Annotated in this window: 18 protein-coding genes and 1 pseudogene; 11 read left to right on the plus strand and 8 right to left on the minus strand. The window is 71.1% G+C overall.

Annotation, left to right across the window (positions count from 1 at the left end; all coding sequences use genetic code 11):
- Positions 1–4: 4 nt before the first annotated feature.
- Together AB0M76_RS00535 and AB0M76_RS00540 are read right to left on the minus strand one after the other, a co-directional pair.
- Positions 5–424 carry a TOBE domain-containing protein gene (locus AB0M76_RS00535; RefSeq protein WP_365950814.1) on the minus strand — a complete coding sequence of 140 codons (420 nt, stop codon included), beginning with the start codon at positions 422–424 and terminating at the stop codon, positions 5–7.
- Between the two features lie 159 nt (positions 425–583).
- Entirely contained in the window at positions 584–775 is a 192-nt protein-coding gene (locus tag AB0M76_RS00540) for a DUF1059 domain-containing protein (protein WP_365950815.1), read from the minus strand.
- Positions 776–972: 197 nt separating this feature from the next.
- On the opposite strand from AB0M76_RS00540, the gene AB0M76_RS00545 reads away from it, so the two are divergent.
- On the plus strand, positions 973–1323 hold the full coding sequence (locus AB0M76_RS00545; protein WP_365950816.1) for a hypothetical protein: 351 nt from the start codon (positions 973–975) through the stop codon (positions 1321–1323).
- Positions 1324–1481: 158 nt separating this feature from the next.
- Here the strand turns inward: AB0M76_RS00545 and AB0M76_RS00550 are convergent, their stop codons facing one another.
- Positions 1482–1724, minus strand: coding sequence for a DUF397 domain-containing protein (locus AB0M76_RS00550; protein WP_365950817.1), 243 nt, complete (start codon positions 1722–1724; stop codon positions 1482–1484).
- Entirely contained in the window at positions 1721–2578 is an 858-nt protein-coding gene (locus tag AB0M76_RS00555) for a helix-turn-helix transcriptional regulator (RefSeq protein ID WP_365950818.1), read from the minus strand. The genes AB0M76_RS00550 and AB0M76_RS00555 overlap by 4 nt, the downstream gene beginning before the upstream one ends.
- A gap of 356 nt (positions 2579–2934) precedes the next feature.
- Here AB0M76_RS00555 and AB0M76_RS00560 point away from each other — a divergent pair, with 356 nt between their 5' ends.
- Entirely contained in the window at positions 2935–3879 is a 945-nt protein-coding gene (locus AB0M76_RS00560) for a helix-turn-helix domain-containing protein (protein ID WP_365950819.1), read from the plus strand.
- A pseudogene (locus AB0M76_RS00565) lies at positions 3876–4437 on the plus strand (Uma2 family endonuclease). The gene AB0M76_RS00560 and the pseudogene AB0M76_RS00565 overlap by 4 nt, the downstream one beginning before the upstream one ends.
- 55 nt (positions 4438–4492) lie before the next feature.
- Here the strand turns inward: AB0M76_RS00565 and AB0M76_RS00570 are convergent.
- Positions 4493–5311: a VOC family protein gene (locus tag AB0M76_RS00570; protein WP_365950820.1), complete on the minus strand. Its 819-nt coding sequence runs from the start codon at positions 5309–5311 to the stop codon at positions 4493–4495.
- A gap of 119 nt (positions 5312–5430) precedes the next feature.
- Between AB0M76_RS00570 and AB0M76_RS00575 the strand changes: the two genes are divergently transcribed.
- On the plus strand, positions 5431–6030 hold the full coding sequence (locus AB0M76_RS00575; protein ID WP_365950821.1) for an HhH-GPD-type base excision DNA repair protein: 600 nt from the start codon (positions 5431–5433) through the stop codon (positions 6028–6030).
- Between the two features lie 72 nt (positions 6031–6102).
- Positions 6103–6588 (plus strand): cupin domain-containing protein, encoded by a 486-nt coding sequence (locus AB0M76_RS00580; protein ID WP_365950822.1) that lies wholly within the window; start codon positions 6103–6105, stop codon positions 6586–6588.
- Here the strand turns inward: AB0M76_RS00580 and opcA are convergent.
- Together opcA and AB0M76_RS00590 are read right to left on the minus strand one after the other, a co-directional pair.
- On the minus strand, positions 6537–7469 hold the full coding sequence (gene opcA / locus AB0M76_RS00585) for a glucose-6-phosphate dehydrogenase assembly protein OpcA (protein WP_365950824.1): 933 nt from the start codon (positions 7467–7469) through the stop codon (positions 6537–6539). The genes AB0M76_RS00580 and opcA overlap by 52 nt on opposite strands.
- Positions 7470–7536: 67 nt before the next feature.
- Entirely contained in the window at positions 7537–9117 is a 1581-nt protein-coding gene (locus AB0M76_RS00590; protein ID WP_365950826.1) for a helicase HerA-like domain-containing protein, read from the minus strand.
- A gap of 88 nt (positions 9118–9205) precedes the next feature.
- On the opposite strand from AB0M76_RS00590, the gene AB0M76_RS00595 reads away from it, so the two are divergent.
- Together AB0M76_RS00595 and AB0M76_RS00600 are read left to right on the plus strand one after the other, a co-directional pair.
- A complete protein-coding gene (locus tag AB0M76_RS00595; protein WP_030160221.1) occupies positions 9206–9505 on the plus strand; it encodes a type II toxin-antitoxin system VapB family antitoxin in 300 nt (99 codons plus the stop codon).
- Positions 9506–9678: 173 nt separating this feature from the next.
- Positions 9679–10332: a LytR C-terminal domain-containing protein gene (locus tag AB0M76_RS00600; RefSeq protein ID WP_365950827.1), complete on the plus strand. Its 654-nt coding sequence runs from the start codon at positions 9679–9681 to the stop codon at positions 10330–10332.
- Positions 10333–10441: 109 nt separating this feature from the next.
- Here the strand turns inward: AB0M76_RS00600 and upp are convergent, their stop codons facing one another.
- Positions 10442–11077, minus strand: coding sequence for a uracil phosphoribosyltransferase (upp, locus tag AB0M76_RS00605; protein ID WP_365950828.1), 636 nt, complete (start codon positions 11075–11077; stop codon positions 10442–10444).
- A gap of 182 nt (positions 11078–11259) precedes the next feature.
- Here upp and AB0M76_RS00610 point away from each other — a divergent pair, with 182 nt between their 5' ends.
- From AB0M76_RS00610 to tadA, 4 genes are all read left to right on the plus strand, one after another.
- Positions 11260–12228 (plus strand): universal stress protein, encoded by a 969-nt coding sequence (locus AB0M76_RS00610; protein ID WP_365950829.1) that lies wholly within the window; start codon positions 11260–11262, stop codon positions 12226–12228.
- Between the two features lie 117 nt (positions 12229–12345).
- The gene (locus tag AB0M76_RS00615) at positions 12346–12549 is read left to right on the plus strand and encodes a hypothetical protein (protein ID WP_365950830.1); all 204 of its coding nucleotides are present in this window, start codon (positions 12346–12348) and stop codon (positions 12547–12549) included.
- Positions 12550–12876: 327 nt separating this feature from the next.
- Positions 12877–13425 (plus strand): hypothetical protein, encoded by a 549-nt coding sequence (locus tag AB0M76_RS00620; protein ID WP_365951361.1) that lies wholly within the window; start codon positions 12877–12879, stop codon positions 13423–13425.
- On the plus strand, positions 13425–13916 hold the full coding sequence (gene tadA, locus AB0M76_RS00625; protein WP_365950831.1) for a tRNA adenosine(34) deaminase TadA: 492 nt from the start codon (positions 13425–13427) through the stop codon (positions 13914–13916). The genes AB0M76_RS00620 and tadA overlap by 1 nt, the downstream gene beginning before the upstream one ends.
- Positions 13917–13943: the final 27 nt, after the last annotated feature.

Here is a 13943-nt window from a genome sequence, read left to right on the forward strand (position 1 = left end):
TCACTCAGGCGGTCGCGAGCGAGATCTCGGTGGACTTGATCAGCGCGACGACGGACGACCCGGCGGCCAGGCCGAGCGCCTCGACGGCGTCCTTGGTGATGGCGGCGGTCAGCCCGCCACCGTTCACGTCCACCTTGACGGAGGCCATGGCGCCCCCGGTGGCCACGTCGGAGACGGTGCCGGCCAGCTGGTTGCGGATGCTGATGCCGTCGACGGCGGCGGTGGCCAGCGCCACCTCGGTGGCCTTGACGAGCGCCTTGACCGCGGAGCCCTCGGCGATGCCGAGGTCCTTGACGGCGTCGGTGGTGATGGCGGCGGTGATGTCCTGACCGCCCTCCAGGCGGACCTTGACCGTGGCCATGGCCTCGCCGGCGGTGACAGCGGTGACGGTACCGGCGATCTGGTTGCGGATGCTCAGGCTCATGGGGTGCTCGACCTGTTCGGTAGTGACCTCACACGGTCCGGAAGAACCGCACAAGATCGACGGTAAGCACCCCTGCCTTGCCCTGCATTCGACCCATCGCATCCGCCAGCCGGAACCACCCGAGCGGCTCGCCTCTGCGGCTGTCGGGCGTGCCGGGTATCAGGCGTGCTGGGGCACCTCAGGCTTCAGCATGCCGCGCAGCGCGTCGCGGAACTCCGTGGTGTCCTCTTCGCCGTGCACGGCGACGGCGTGCTGGACGGCCGCCCCCAGGACTTCGTCTTCCTCACCCGTGATGGTCAGGGTGCACCCGATCTCGCTGGGGTACTCCCTGCAGTCCATGACCTTGCGCATGATGCGCCTCCCAATGTGGGGATGCCCTTCACTCCCCACGATCCTCCGCATGCGGCAGGAACGAAAGCCGGGCCGCCGGGCCGTGCCCGGGGAGTGGGGTCTCCCCGGCGGGCCCGGCCGTCCCGGTCAGCTGCCGCCCGGATGGAGCACGCTGTTGACGGTGAGCCGGTAGGGTGCCACGCCGCTAGCCCGACCGAGTGAGCGAGACCGAACCGCCGCTGCTAGCGGACGTCTATCCCGCGCTGGTGTCGTTCCTGGATGAGGCACTGGTCGCCGAGGGCGAATCCGCCCTGACAGGGTCCCTGGCATGGTTGCGCTTCCACGGCTGGTGCGGGTGCAGCCCGAACTGCACGTACCTCCGGACCGCTCCCGCCACTCGCGCCGACAGCACCTGGATCCACCTCGACGACGAGGAAGCCCCTCGCGTGTGGCTACAACTCGACCGGGACCAGGCTTCGTTCGCGGGGATGGAGATCTGCGAGTTCGACCTGGGCCCCGCCCCGGCACTCGACCCCGACCGGCCTGCGGGGCTGGGACCGTACGCCTAAGCGGTCTCGGGGAAGTGGGGTGCGTTTGCGCGTCGTGCGGTGCGGTGGATCGCACGGCGGAGCGGCGCCCCCGTACCGGGCGTACTCGGGTGCCGCGACAACGCGGCGAGGTGCAGTGCCGGGCGGCGCGGGGGCGTGCCCCACTTCCCCGAGACCGCTCAGGCCTCGCGTGCGTACGAAACGAAGCCCGCCCAGGCCTGGGGGGTCAGGGCGAGCTGGGGTCCGTCGAGCACCTTGGAGTCCCGTACCCGCACGGCCTCGGGACAGGCCGCCACCTCGACGCAGTCGTTGATGTCACCGCTGTCGCTGTAGCTGCTCTTGACCCACGCCACCTCGACGCAGGAGTCGCCTTCGCTGCCATCGCTGTAGCTGCTCTTGAACCAGGCCAACTCGTGCATCATGTGTCTCCCAGCAGGTGCTCGATAAACGCCCGGGACTCCCGTGGCGAGAGAGCCTGGGCTCGGATGATTCCAAATCGCAGCTCAAGGATCCGTAGCCGCTTCGCGTCCGAGACCGGACGTCCGTTGAACGCTCCGTCCGAGCGCCCAACCGCCGATCCATCATCAAACTTCAGCACCTCGATGCCGCCATCCATCCCTGCATGGACCTCGCAGTCGAGCGGCATGACCTGGAATGAGATGTTGCGCAACTGGAGTACCTCCAGCAGATGTTCGAGCTGCCGACGCCACACCATTGTGCCCCCGATCCGTCGGCGCAGCGTGCCCTCTTCTTGGACGAAACTGAGCGTCGGTGCGGGGTCCCTGTCGAACATGGCCTGCCTGGCCTCGCGCGCCGCCACGAACCGTTCGACCTCTTGCTCCGAGTAGGCGGGCTGCCTCACCTCGAACAGGGCTCGCCCGTACTCCGCCGTCTGCAACAAGCCATGGATGCCGTGAATCCGGTACACCGCGATCTCGATGGCCCGGGCCTCCATCTTGGCAAGCTCCCGGATCTTCTTCGGGTATCGAACCCGTCCCAAGTCCTCCCGCATGGCCCGGATCAGGCCGCCGGCCTTCAGCGCGTCGTCCACCTTGTCCAAGTACTGCGGCTTGGCGATCCGCTTGCCACCCTCGACCTTGTAGATCAGGGCCTCGCCGTACTGGATCGCCGCCGCCAGGTCGCCGACCCGCATCCCCAGCGCCTCACGCCTCGCCCGCATCTGACGGCCGAGCGCCGCGACCACGGCCGCGCCCTGTTCGTCCTCGGGGTCCACGGCCCAGCTGTGCTCTTCCGTACCGTCACTGTCCACGCCCATGCGCACCCACCTCCTCAACGGGCCTTACCCGTCACTCACGTTGAGGCAGTCTCGACAGCTTTGGACAAAGTCGTGGACATGCGTGCGGGCCGCTCGCGCAGGCGGGTCGCGCCCGGCCGCGACGCGGTGCGTCACGACGCTTTTCTTTGGAAGAACCAGGAGAAAGAACTCCTGCCCAACCCCTCCAGCCTCCCCGGAGCGCCGCTCACTCACACGGGTGAACCATCCCAACACGACTGGATTTCATGCCGGTTGCCTGGCATATGCTCGCCGCGACAACTCCAGACACAAGGCGGCCCCCGCCGGGACTCGCAATCCCGACGAGGGCCTGACCACGAGAAGGATCGAACTTCCCGATGGCTTTCCAGAACTCTAACGCGCCCTCGCGGGCCGCGTACGGCGTTCAACACGCCAACGTCCGGCACACCCGCAATTTCACCGTGGTCAGCAACGACCTGATCCGGCACCCGCACCTGTCGATGAACGCGCGGGCTCTCGCCTCGTACATCCAGTCGGTGCCCCGTGGTACCCCGGTCGGCATCAAAGCCCTGGCCAAGCAGCTGCCCCTCGGGGAGAAGGCGATCGGCAGGGCGCTGAGCGAGCTGGAGGCGTACGGGTACCTGCGGCGGCTCCAGGAGAAGCTCCCGGACGGGCGGATCGTCACCCGTACGGTCTTCTGCAACGCCCCGAAGGCCGTCACCCCCGAGCCCGCCCCGGCCCCCGCAGCCCCGAAGCCGGAGCCCGAGCCAGCGCCCCGACCCGAGCCGGAGCCAAGGCCTGAACCAGCACCCCGACCAGCACCGGAGCCAAGGCCTGGACCGGCGCCCGGCCCCGCACCGGATCCGGAGCCCGGCCCGGAGCCCCCGGAGCCCCCGGAGCCCCCGGAGCCCCCGGAGCAGCCGAAACCACAGGCGGCCCTCCCGGCGCCCCGCAACCCCGACAACCCGCCCCGCCGACAGCTGGCCGAGGAACTCCTCGCCGAACTCCGCCGGGCCGATCCGCGCCTGCTCCTCGGCGAACGGGACATCCAGCGCCTCGCAGGCGGCGTCGAGGCCTGGCTGGAACGCGGAGCCACCCATCACGCGGTGACCAGCGCCCTCACCGCGAACCTCCCGGACCGCCCCCGCAGCCCGGCGGGCCTGATCGCCCACCGCCTGGCGACCCAGCTCCCGCCCCTCCTGGCACCACTGGCCCGCAGAGAGCCCTTCGTCGCGCCGGACCCCTTCCAGACCTGCGAGAGATGCGACCGCGCCTTCCGCGCCCCAACCCCCGGCACCTGCAAAGGCTGTGCCACCACATGACCGCCCTCCGCTATCAGGTGGTGCGGGATGCCGTTCAGTCGCTGGACGACACCGTTCCGGGCAAGTTCGAGATCACCAGGGAAGGCGTCGTCCACGACATGAGGGCGCCCAGCAGCCCCCACGAGCTGACGGCGGCCCGGGTCAGCCGACGTCTGGAGAAACTCATGCCGGATGGACTGCTCGCACACACCGGAGCCCCGGACGTGGAGGACGAGCTCCGGGGCATCCTGCGGCTGGCCGGACATCATGCTGATCGCCGAAGCGGACATGGAGGGTCAGGGTTCCTTCGACCCGCACACCGTCATCGCCGCCGTCGAGATCGTCTCCCGCCCCAACCCGGACAACGACTGGGTCGGCAAGATGCGGGACTACCCGCTGCTCGGCGTCCCCATCTACGCGATCTTCGACCCCCGCACCGGAACGGGCGCCGTCCTGTCGGACATCCACCCGACTGCCGCCGGACCGCGCTACGCGACCCGCAAGGATTTCGTGTACGGCGAGGACGTCACCGTCGCCGAATGGACCATCTCCACCGAGGGCCTGCCCCTCTACGCGTAGCCGGGCGGGGCCGCCCGGTCGGGGGCCCCGCCCCATCCGCCCCGAAGGGGGACGGCTACGCGTCCGACATCTTCGGCATCTCGCCCGTCGTCTTCGACATGTCGATGACGGCGAACGCCGCGCCCTGCTGGTCCGTCAGCGCCGCGAAGCGGCCGAACGGGCTGTCCATCGGGCCGAAGTGGAGCTTGCCGCCGTGCTTCTTCGCCTTCGCCACCGCCTCGTCGCAGTCCGGGACCCCGAAGTAGACCTGGATGTACGGGGGCATGTGCGCCGGGAAGTCGTCGCCCATCTTCATCCGGCCGAGGACCGGGTTCCCCGTGCCGCCGACGCTGAAGATCTTGAAGTCCATCCCCGCCATCTCGGGGTCGTCGCCGGGCTCCATCTTCTGGGCGCCGTACGGGAAGACCTTCGGGAGGAACGCGTCCGCCTTGTCCGGCTCACGGGTGAAGACCTCAGCCCAGGCGTACGCGCCCGGCTCCCCGGTCTTCTCGAAGCCCTTGTGCTCGCCCGGCTGCCAGACGCCGAAGACCGCGCCGCTCGGCTCCTTCGCGATCGCCATCGTGCCGAACGTCCCGACCTGCATCGGCTCCATCATCAGCTCGCCGCCGGCCGACTTGATCTTCTCGGCGGTGGCCGCCGCGTCGGGCGAGGCGAAGTACAGACACCACTGCGACGGCGCCTCGCCGCCCGGCATCGGCGGGACGACGGCCGCTACGGCCTTGCCGTCGGAGTAGGCCTGCGTGTAGTTGCCGTGCTCGCTGGAGGCTTCACCGAAAGTCCATCCGAGCACGTCGGAGTAGAAGGTCTTGGCGCCCTCCACGTCCTTGAACATCGCGTCCACCCAGCACGGAGCGCCTTCCGGGAACTCAGCCATGATCGATCGACTCCTGTGTCGTCGTTTGTGTGTCGCGGGTCGCGTTGTGCGCGGTTCTCACGCTAGGGCCGCGGTGCGGCGACCGCGCGGGGAACGCGGCCACGCGGGAGGCTGGATCCATGGACATCACGATGCGGCTGGCCCAGCAGCCGGAGGCCGACGCGCTCCTCGGCCGCAGCCCGCTCGCCGCGCTCGTCGGCATGCTGCTGGACCAGCAGGTGCCGATGGAGTGGGCGTTCTCGGGGCCGTACACGATCGCCACACGGATGGGGGCGGACGATCTGGACGCCCATGCCATCGCCGCCCAGGACCCCGAGGCCTTCGCCGCACTGCTCTCCGAGAAGCCGGCCGTGCACCGCTACCCGGGGTCGATGGCGAAGCGGGTGCAGCAGCTGTGCGCGTACCTCGTGGAGCACTACGACGGGGACGCGGAGGCGATCTGGCGCGGCGTGGGCACCGGGGACGAGCTGCTGAAGCGGCTCAAGGAGCTGCCCGGGTTCGGCGAGCAGAAGGCCCAGATCTTCCTGGCCCTGCTCGGCAAACAGCTGGGCGTGCGCCCCAAGGGCTGGCGCGAGGCGGCCGGCGGCTACGGCCGGGCGAACGTCTACCGCTCGGCGGCCGACATCACCGGGCCGGAGTCCCTGGCGAAGGTGCGGGCGCACAAGCAGGAGATGAAGGCCGCCGCCAAAGCCGCCAAGGCCGGAACGGCGACTGACTGACAGAATTGACCGGGAATTCCTGGCGCTAATTGGCCCCTGCTGCCGGTCAAACTGCCAGGTAGATTCATGATCATGACGAACGAGAAGAACGAGATCCTGACCCGCGCCGCCACCGCCGAGACCATCACCGACGGCCCCGGCAGCGTCATCACCCTGCTGACCGACACCGCCGAGCTCACCTGCAACACCGCCACCTTCGACGAGGGCGCGGCCGGCGCCCCCGTCCACTTCCACACCAAGGCGACCGAGTTCTTCCACGTCACCGCCGGCTGGCTCGACGTACTCGTCGGCGACGAGGTCAGGACCCTCACCGCCGGGGACTTCCTGTCCGTCCCGGCGGGCGTGAAGCACGCCTTCGCGCCCTCCCCGGGGCACACGGCGAGCGTGTTCGTCGGTTTCACGCCCGGCATGGGCCGCTTCGACTACTACCGGCTCCTCGGCCGGGTCCGCGCGGGCGAGGCCACCGTCCAGGACATCATCGACAGCCAGCCCACGTACGACAACCACTACGCGGAGAGCGACGCCTGGGCCGGCCGCCTGCGCAGCGCCGACGCGTAGACCTCGTCCGCGTCGAGGCGCCGCAGCTCCTCCGCGATCAGCTCGGCCTTGCTGCGGATCTTCAGAGCCACCTTGCGGTCGGGGCTGCCCGGCAGGATCAGCGTGGCCAGCACCCCGTCGGGGCGGTCCACCGTGATCGTGCCCGCCGGGCCCTCCAGCCGGACCCGCGTGATCACCGGTCCGTCCGTGGCGACCCGCTCCACCGGCACCCCCAGCCGGTCCTCGAGCCAGCGGGCCAGCAGCTCGGCGCTCGGGTTGTCGGCCTCGCTCTCCACCGCCCCGCCCGTCACCGGCAGCGGCTTCTGGTCCATCGCGGCGGCCAGCAGCGCCCGCCACGGCGTCAGCCGGGTCCACGCGAGATCGGTGTCCCCCGGGGCGTACGAGGCACCCCGCCGGTCCAGTACCCCGACCGGGTCGGCGGCGGCCTCCGCGTCGGTGATCCGGCGCTGCGCGAGCGCGCCCAGCGGGTCCCGCGCCGGGTCGGCGGGGGCATCGCCCGGCCACCACGCCACCACCGGCGCGTCCGGCACCAGCAGCGGCAGGACCACCGAACCCGCCTGCTCGGTGAGCGCCCCGTGCAGGCGCAGCAGCACGATCTCCCCGGTCCCGGCGTCCGAGCCGACCCGCAGCTCGGCGTCCAGCCGGGTCTGGCGCAGCTTCTGCGGGCCGCGCGAGGTGCGCTTGATCACCGCGATGATGCGGCACGGGTGTTCGCGCGAGGCCTCCGAGGCCGCGCGGACGGCGTCGTACGCGTTCTCCTCGTCGGTGGCTATGACGAGCGTCAGCACCAGGCCCATCGTGGGGCTGCCGATGGCCCGGCGGGCCTCGAGCAGGGCCCGGTCGATCTTGCTGGACGTGGTGTCGGTGAGTTCGGTCCGCATGGGGCGAAGTCTGTCAGCGCCGAAGGCTCCGGCGGCACCCCGGCAGCGGATCCGCCCACCGAATGCGTCACCTGCGCCGCTTCGCCGTCCCGAAGATCGACCGTGAGATCTCCCGCCCCAGCTGGGTCCCGACCGACCGGGCCAGTGAGCGGAACAGCCCGCTCCCCGCCACCTGCTGGGCCAGCGAGGGATCCGGCTTCGGTGCGCTGCGCGCCGTCTTCGCGGCCTCCTTGGCCTGCTTCTCGGCCTCCGCCTCGGCCGCGGCCGCCTCCGCCGCCGCCTCGGCCGCAGCCTGCTCGGCGCTGATCTTCTCGTACGCCGACTCGCGGTCGACCGGCTCCGCGTAACGCGAGTGGAGGGGCGAGGACTTCACCGCCGCGTCCAGGGCCGCCGCGTCGATCGGGCCCATCAGCGACTGCGGGGCGCGCAGCCGGGTCGCCGCCACCGGGGTCGGGGCGCCCTTCTCGCTGAGTACGGTGATCACCGCCTCGCCCGTCCCGAGCTGGGTCAGCAGTTCCTCCAGGTCGTACGCGGAGTTGGGGAAGGTCTTCACGGTGGCCTTCAGCGCCTTCGCGTCGTCCGGGGTGAAGGCGCGCAGCGCGTGCTGCACCCGGTTGCCGAGTTGCGCGAGGACGTCCGACGGCACGTCCTTGGGGGTCTGCGTCACGAAGAAGATGCCGATGCCCTTCGAGCGGATCAGCCGCACCGTCTGGGTGATGGACTCCAGGAAGGCCTTGGAGGCGCCGCTGAACAGCAGGTGCGCCTCGTCGAAGAAGAAGACGAGCTTGGGCCGTTCCAGGTCGCCGACTTCCGGCAGATCCGTATAGAGGTCGGCCAGCAGCCACATCAGGAACGTGGAGAAGAGCTGCGGCTTGTCCTGGACCGCCGGGAGTTCCAGTACGGAGACCAGCCCGCGCCCGTCGGCGGCCGTCCGCAGGAATTCGCCGGTGTCGAATTCCGGCTCGCCGAAGAACTCCGCGGCGCCCTGCTGCTCGAACGCGGTCAGGGCGCGCAGGATGACCCCGGCCGTCACCGTGGACAGCCCGCCGATGCCCTTGAGCTCGGCTTTCCCCTGGTCGGAGACGAGGAAGGCGACGACGGCCCGCAGGTCCTTGAGGTCGATCAGCTCCAGTCCCTTGGCGTCGGCGTAGTGGAAGATCAGGCCGAGCGACTGCTCCTGGGTCTGGTTGAGCTGGAGCACCTTCGACATCAGCACCGGGCCGAAACTCGTCACGGTGGCCCGGAGCGGAATGCCGGGCCCGATCCCGCCGAGCGAATAGAACTCGCTGGGGAATCCGGTGGCCTCCCACTCCTGGGCGACTTCCTTCGCCCGCTCCGCGACTTTCTCGTTGGCCGTGCCCGGGGCCGAAATCCCGGAGACGTCCCCCTTGATGTCGGCGAGGAACACCGGGACGCCGCCCGCCGACAGCTGCTCGGCGATGAGCTGCAGGGTCTTCGTCTTGCCGGTGCCCGTGGCGCCCGCGACCAGGCCGTGGCGGTTGAGCATCGACAGCGGGATGCGGATCTGCCGGTCCGGCAGGCAGGTGCCGTCCCAGAGCAGGGCACCCAGTTCGAGCGCGGGTCCGGTGAGTGCGTACCCGGCGGCGATCTGGTCGGCCGGGGACGCGGGGTCGGTGCTCTCGCTCATACATCACTCCCGAAATAGCCCTGTCTGCCACTTTTGCACCGTCATAGCGAGGCTGCGCCCGCAGGCACCGGCCCGGTAGGCTTTCCGTGTGATCTTCAAGCGCATCGGAAACGGGCGGCCGTACCCCGACCACGGCAGGGAAACCACCCGGCAGTGGGCGGATGTCGCCCCGCGCCCGGTCCGGCTCGACCAGTTGGTGACGACCAAGGGACAGCTGGACCTCGAGACGCTGCTGGCCGAGGACTCGACGTTCTACGGGGACCTCTTCGCCCACGTCGTGAAGTGGCAGGGCGACCTGTACCTGGAGGACGGTCTGCACCGCGCCGTGCGCGCGGCCCTGCAGCAGCGCCAGGTGCTGCACGCCCGCGTCCTCGAAATGGACTACTAGGCCGGGAGCGCCCGGGACACGCCGCCGGGACACGCCGCCGGGGCGAGGCCTGCCGGGGCGAGGCCCGGGGGCTGCACGTTCCGGTTCGCGCAAATTGCGCCTTTCGGGTCGGTCTTGCCCTATCAACAGATCATTTGGTGGGCATCGGCACCAGGCGGTATTACGCTGCGCCCATGAGCATGCTCACTCCCCCCGGCATGGGCGGAAAGTACCGCGTCACGGGAGCGGCTTACCCCCGCATGAGCCGACCCCGGCGGCGCCGGCGGATCGTCCTCACCGTGCTCGGAGCAGTCCTCGGTCTCGCCCTGCTGGGCTACGGAACCCTGCAGCTCATGAACGTGTTCCGCGGCGGGAGCGGCAAGCACGTCGCGGCGGGCAAGGACTGCGCGACCCCGAAGCCCAGAGCGGGCGCCGCGGCGGCCGCCAGCCCCGCCGCCGCCAAGCCGGCCATGGCGCTGCCCCAGCCCGGCCAGATCACGGTCAACGTCTACAACGCGACCCCGCGCGCGGGGCTCGCCAAGGCGGTCGCCGACGAGCTGAAGAAACGCGGCTTCACCATCGCCAACGTCGGCAACGCCCCCGCCGACTTCGACAAGAAGGTCCCCGGAACGGGGATACTGCTCGGCTCGCCCAAGACCGACAAGGCGGCCTTCTCCGTACTGGGCACGCAGCTCGAGGGCGATACGCAGCAGACCGATGCCCGCGAGGGCGCCGACATCGACCTGATCCTCGGCGACGCCTTCAAGGAGCTCAGCCCGAAGGAGACGGCGGACAAGGAGCTGTACCTGCTGGCCAACCCCCAGCCCGCGCCCGCCAAGACCTGCTGACCGGCTGACCCACTGACCCGCTGACCCCCCGACGCGAACAGCCGGCCGCCGAGAAGGCGGCCGGCTGTCGGCGGTACGGGTACGGGACCGTCGGCGGTCGGTCCGGGTCCTACTCGGCCGAGCCGTACATGCGGTCGCCCGCGTCGCCCAGGCCCGGCACGATGTAGCCGTGCTCGTTGAGCCGCTCGTCCACCGCGGCCGTCACGACCGTCACCGGCGTGCCCGCGAGGTCGCGCTCCATGACCTCGACGCCCTCGGGCGCGGCCAGCAGCACCACGGCGGTGACGTCGTCGGCGCCGCGCTTGATCAGTTCCTGGATCGCCGCGACGAGCGTGCCGCCGGTGGCGAGCATCGGGTCGACGACGTAGACCTGCCGCCCGGAGAGGTCCTCCGGCATGCGCGTCGCGTACGTGGAGGCCTCCAGGGTCTCCTCGTTGCGGACCATGCCCATGAAGCCCACCTCGGCCGTCGGCAGCAGCCGCATCATGCCGTCCAGCATGCCGAGACCGGCGCGCAGGATCGGCACGACCAGCGGGCGCGGGTGCGAGAGCTTCACGCCGGTGGTCGGGCCGACCGGCGTGAAGATGTCGGCCTGCTCGGTGCGCACGTCGCGGGTGGCCTCGTACGCGAGGAGGGTCACCAGCTCGTCGGCGAGCCGGCGGAAGGTGGGGGAGTCGGTGCGCTTGTCGCGCAGGGTGGTCAGTTTGTGCGCCACCAAGGGGTGATCGACGACCTGCAAACGCACAACATCCTCCAAGACTCAGCTGCCGGGTTTCGACCTGCGACCTGCAAAAACGGCCGCACTTTTTCGCGACCCACGGTCAAAAGGCTACGCGGTGTGCGCACCCCTGTGCGTCCGAACCGGCGGACGTGCCTGCGGGCGGGCCTGCGGATGCGACCCGCCCGGACGCCCAGCACGCTGGACTGATGAGCAACGCACCGGTGGTCGCGGCGGTCGACGGATCCGATCACAGCCTCCTGGCGCTGGAATGGGCCCGGACCACGGCGCTCCGCCACCGCACCGGCCTCGTCGTCGCGCACGTGCTGCCCGACACCGCCCAGCTGTACGCGGCGCGCCGCTCCTCCCTCGCCGACGCCTCGCAGCCGGAGAAGTTCGCCGACCCCGTCGGGGAGCGGGTACGGGGCATCCTGGCCGCGGCCCCCGAACTGCCGGACGAGGTGCGGTACGACGCGCTGGAGGGCTCCGTGCCCGAGGCCCTGCGGGTGGCCGGGGAGAGCGCCCTGATGCTGGTGATGGGCTCCCGGGGCCGCGGCGGCTTCGCGGCCCTGCTGCTCGGCTCGAACAGCCGCGCCCTGGCCTCGTCGGCGGCGTGCCCGGTGGTGGTGGTCCCACACGCGGCGCGGAGTGCGCCGGCCGAGCCGGCCGACGCGTCCGCCGGTTCCGACGCGTCCGCCGGTTCCGCCGGGCGGGTGGTGCTCGGCCTGCACGCGGCGGAGACCGCGGACGACGTACTGGCCTTCGCCTTCGCGGAAGCGGCCGCACGGGGGACCACCGTCCAGGTGGTCTCGGCGTACGCGATCCCGCCGGCGCCGACGCTGGTGATGGACAGCCCCTTCCAGGTGATCCCGCCGGAGGGGCTGGCCGACGACGGGGACGCCGTACCGGCGGAGCGGGAGATGCTGCGCTCCCAGACGGCGCGGCTGGTGCCGTTCCGGGCCAGGTGGCCGCAGGTACGGGTGGAGCAGGCGGCGGTCCCGGGCGACCCGGCGGAGCGCCTGGTGACGGCCTCCCGGGCGGCGGCCCTGGTGGTGGTGGGCCGCCACCACCCGCGGCGCAGCGTCGGGCACCTGATGATCGGCTCGGTGGCCCACGCGGTGCTCCACCACGCGCACGGCCCGGTGGCGGTGGTCCCCACCCTGTCGGACGACTCGTAACCCTTCTGAGCTGCGACGGGGTGGCATCAATCGGCCCGTCCGGGGGAAGGTGGGGTGCGGGGGGTCTGCTTCGCGCCGGCGGAGGAGGACGACCGGATCAGCCTGGGGTGGTGGCCGATGCCCGACACGCAGCCGAGCCGGGAGAACGACGCGCCGCAGCCGCCGCAGCCGCCGGAGACGGCGGCGCAGCGCAGAGCGCGCCGCGCGCAGTTCCTGCGCGACCTGATGGAGGCGCGGGCCCTGCGCGACCGCGTACAGCCCCGCCGCGCCCGCGCGGCCCGCATGCGCCAACAGATGCGCATGCGCACCTTCCGCTGGTAACCAAACCCAGCCCCGCCGGCAAATCCAGCCCCGCCGGCGTTTGAGGCGCGGGGGCCCGGGGGCAGAGCCCCCGACAACGGCGCCGCGCCCACGGGGCCGGGGGATCGAAGGCGGCCCTCGAGGCCGCCGCGCAGCCCCCGTACACCCCCCGCGGCAAGCGGCGCGGCACGACGCAAGCGCGGAAGACCTCTCGCAGAGCCGCTGTTTCTGCCACGATGCCGATTGGGCGGGGCACGAAACGGCGAGCAGGACAGCCGTTCCAACCCTTCCCACCTCCGGCCGGGGGGACCTCCAACCGGCACGCCTATGACCAGTGGGAGAGTCACGGTGTATTTCGCCGCACTGCTCGCGCGCACCGAAGACGGGTGGGAAGCGAGCGACATGGAACTCGACGACGTCGAGTCCCTCAGTGATCTGATCGATCTCGCCCGTGCCGCCGCTGTCGACGACGACACGGTGGTCGCCCTCATCGAACAGGAGGACGCCTGGTTCGGCGTTGTCCGCGTGGACGGCGAGGAGGACCCGCGGTACTTCGTCTCGAACGCCTCCGCGGCCTCCCGCAGCTCCTACGGCTCGATGCTGACCGACGAGCTGCTGGGCAGCGACGAGGAGGACGACGAACTCGACGAACTGGACTTGGACGGCACCGAGGACGGCGAGGAGGACACGATCGCCGCGTTCGCCGACGCCGATGACGACGGGGACGAGAAGGACTCGCCCGGCGCGGAACCGGTACCGGCCGGTCCGCTCGGCGACCCCCGGCTGCTGGACGACCTCGGCGTCAGCCACAAACAACTGATGACCCTCGACGGGGACGCCCTCTCGGAGATCGCCGATTCCCTCGGCGCCACCGAGGTGCTGGAGGCCGTCCGCTAGTGATCACCACGCACCACCCCCTGCACGGCCCCGATCCCGTACGGGACCCGTGGCGGGACTCCATGCGCCTGGCGCTCCAAGAGGCCGCCCGGGCGGTACCGGCCGGCGACGTGCCGGTCGGCGCCGTCGTGCTGGGCCCGGACGGGGAGCTCCTCGCCACCGGGTACAACGAGCGCGAGGCCACCGGCGACCCCACGGCGCACGCCGAAGTGCTGGCGCTGCGCCGGGCGGCCGCCCGGCTCGGGGAATGGCGGCTTCCGGGGTGCACCCTCGTGGTGACCCTGGAGCCGTGCGTGATGTGTGCGGGCGCGCTCGTGCAGTCGCGGGTTGCCCGGGTCGTCTACGGCGCCGACGACGAGAAGGCGGGAGCCGCGGGGTCGCTCTGGGACCTCGTACGGGACCGCAGGCTCAACCACCGTCCGGAAGTGGTCCGCGGCGTGCTCGCCGAGGAATGCGCGCGGCAGCTCACGGACTTCTTCCGCGACCTCTGAGGCGGTCCGGGGACACCGATTTCATTT

The sequence above is a fragment of the Streptomyces sp. NPDC051364 genome, from assembly GCF_040682115.1.
In the GTDB taxonomy this organism is placed as follows: domain Bacteria; phylum Actinomycetota; class Actinomycetes; order Streptomycetales; family Streptomycetaceae; genus Streptomyces.

Coding starts and splice junctions, on each gene's coding strand:
- AB0M76_RS00535 (WP_365950814.1), bottom strand. CDS start 424: ATGAGCCTGAGCATCCGCAACCAGATCGCCGGTACCGTCACCGCTGTC.
- AB0M76_RS00540 (WP_365950815.1), bottom strand. CDS start 775: ATGCGCAAGGTCATGGACTGCAGGGAGTACCCCAGCGAGATCGGGTGC.
- AB0M76_RS00550 (WP_365950817.1), bottom strand. CDS start 1,724: ATGATGCACGAGTTGGCCTGGTTCAAGAGCAGCTACAGCGATGGCAGC.
- AB0M76_RS00555 (WP_365950818.1), bottom strand. CDS start 2,578: ATGGGCGTGGACAGTGACGGTACGGAAGAGCACAGCTGGGCCGTGGAC.
- AB0M76_RS00560 (WP_365950819.1), top strand. CDS start 2,935: ATGGCTTTCCAGAACTCTAACGCGCCCTCGCGGGCCGCGTACGGCGTT.
- AB0M76_RS00570 (WP_365950820.1), bottom strand. CDS start 5,311: ATGGCTGAGTTCCCGGAAGGCGCTCCGTGCTGGGTGGACGCGATGTTC.
- AB0M76_RS00575 (WP_365950821.1), top strand. CDS start 5,431: ATGGACATCACGATGCGGCTGGCCCAGCAGCCGGAGGCCGACGCGCTC.
- AB0M76_RS00580 (WP_365950822.1), top strand. CDS start 6,103: ATGACGAACGAGAAGAACGAGATCCTGACCCGCGCCGCCACCGCCGAG.
- opcA (WP_365950824.1), bottom strand. CDS start 7,469: ATGCGGACCGAACTCACCGACACCACGTCCAGCAAGATCGACCGGGCC.
- AB0M76_RS00590 (WP_365950826.1), bottom strand. CDS start 9,117: ATGAGCGAGAGCACCGACCCCGCGTCCCCGGCCGACCAGATCGCCGCC.
- AB0M76_RS00600 (WP_365950827.1), top strand. CDS start 9,679: ATGAGCATGCTCACTCCCCCCGGCATGGGCGGAAAGTACCGCGTCACG.
- AB0M76_RS00610 (WP_365950829.1), top strand. CDS start 11,260: ATGAGCAACGCACCGGTGGTCGCGGCGGTCGACGGATCCGATCACAGC.
- AB0M76_RS00615 (WP_365950830.1), top strand. CDS start 12,346: ATGCCCGACACGCAGCCGAGCCGGGAGAACGACGCGCCGCAGCCGCCG.